Annotated in this window: 1 protein-coding gene; it reads left to right on the forward strand. The window is 43.2% G+C overall.

Annotated elements, in window-relative coordinates; all coding sequences use genetic code 11:
* Positions 1 to 1,529: hypothetical protein (locus ASN89_RS29115; protein WP_161911802.1), on the forward strand; the 1,529-nt coding region annotated here is incomplete at both ends.

Below are 1,529 nucleotides of genomic sequence, written 5' to 3' on the forward strand. Positions count from 1 at the left end.
ATTGGCCTTGGCACACTGGCCGCTGGCATTCTAGGCATTGCTGGCCTAGCCGCAGGTGGGGGGGGGGGTTCTAGCTCTAATAGTTCAGTTCGCGTTCAAGAGCAGGCTCAAGCTTTAGACCTAATTAATATCACATTAAAAAATGGTAATATGAGTAGTTTTCCTGTGTCAGGCTATAATGCGGCCGGCATAACAGGTGTGTCAGCAGATAACGTTAATTTTATAAATGATGCGCTTAATACTAATGCTGCCGGAAATGTGCCACTTCGCACTGCAGCAGAAATTCAAACTATAGTGAATATAAGCAATGCGATTTTCTTTGGCGCTGATGGGATACCTAACGGAGGTGTTTCCCTAACTGCGGCGCAATATAGCGCCATTGGCATAAGTGGTTTAAGTAATGTTGAAGTTTCTCTTTTAAATTCGATTATAGACAGACTTTCTGTTGGTGATGTTAAGACGATTGTGGACATACAAGCTCTCGCTAATGCTATTCATGCTATCTCTACAGGATTAAATGGAGGTGTAACTGCGACCCCGGAGCAATTTAATATACTTGGGATACATGGCGTAACTACAAATAACCTTGATGCAATCTATGCAGGTTTGGCTGAAAGTAGTAAAAACGGTACAGCGATAGGCACAATTTCCGAGCTGTCAACGATAGTAAAAAATATCGTTGATGCCTTTATCGCGATAGGCATAGCGGCTGAAACAAATAATCCTACAATTATTCTTGACGCATCTATATATTCAGCTGCCGGTATTCGTGGGGTAAGTGTAGAAAATGTAGGTGCTATTAATAGTGCTCTTGCGAGTAGTACTGTGGGGGCACCAGCTGTTAACTCATTGGCTGGAATTCAAACGCTGGTTGATGCATATAATGCCGTGTTATCCGGGGCTGGCGGTACAATTAAAGGAAATCTGCAGGCTACAGCACTGCAATTCGCTACTATTGGAGTAACAGGTTTAAATTTCGAAAGTGCAACATTACTTGACTCTATTATTGATGCGCTTCCTAAGGGAGCTGCTGATACTATCCCTAAGATCCAAGTTCTTGCCGATGCTGTTAATGCAATATTTTCTGGCGCTGCTGGAGGGAATGGTCCAACTCTTGCCCAATTAAATGCACTTGGTATCACCGGCGTAACCGAGGCAAATTTGGCTGCCGTTCTTGCTGCTATTCATAATACACCTGATGATGGAAGCGCAGTCGATACGCAGGGAGAATTACAAGCTATTGTGATAAATGTCGTTACAGCCATCAATGCTATTAGTACTGCGGCACAGGCAAATAATACCGCATCACTAACTGAGGCAGTTTATGCAATGGCCGGTGTCAATGGCGTGACTTCGAATAACGTAGCTTTTATTAATAGTGTGCTTGATGGTAGTAATATCGGAAGCGATGCTACCAATACACCGGCAGGTATTCAAACTATTGTAGATGCTTCTAATGCCATCTTGCTTGGCGCTGATGGTATTACCAATGGTAATGCCCAGGCAACGATTGAACAATATAATGCTAT

It is taken from the genome of Janthinobacterium sp. Ant5-2-1, from assembly GCF_001445815.1.
Classification (GTDB): domain Bacteria; phylum Pseudomonadota; class Gammaproteobacteria; order Burkholderiales; family Burkholderiaceae_D; genus Janthinobacterium; species Janthinobacterium lividum_E.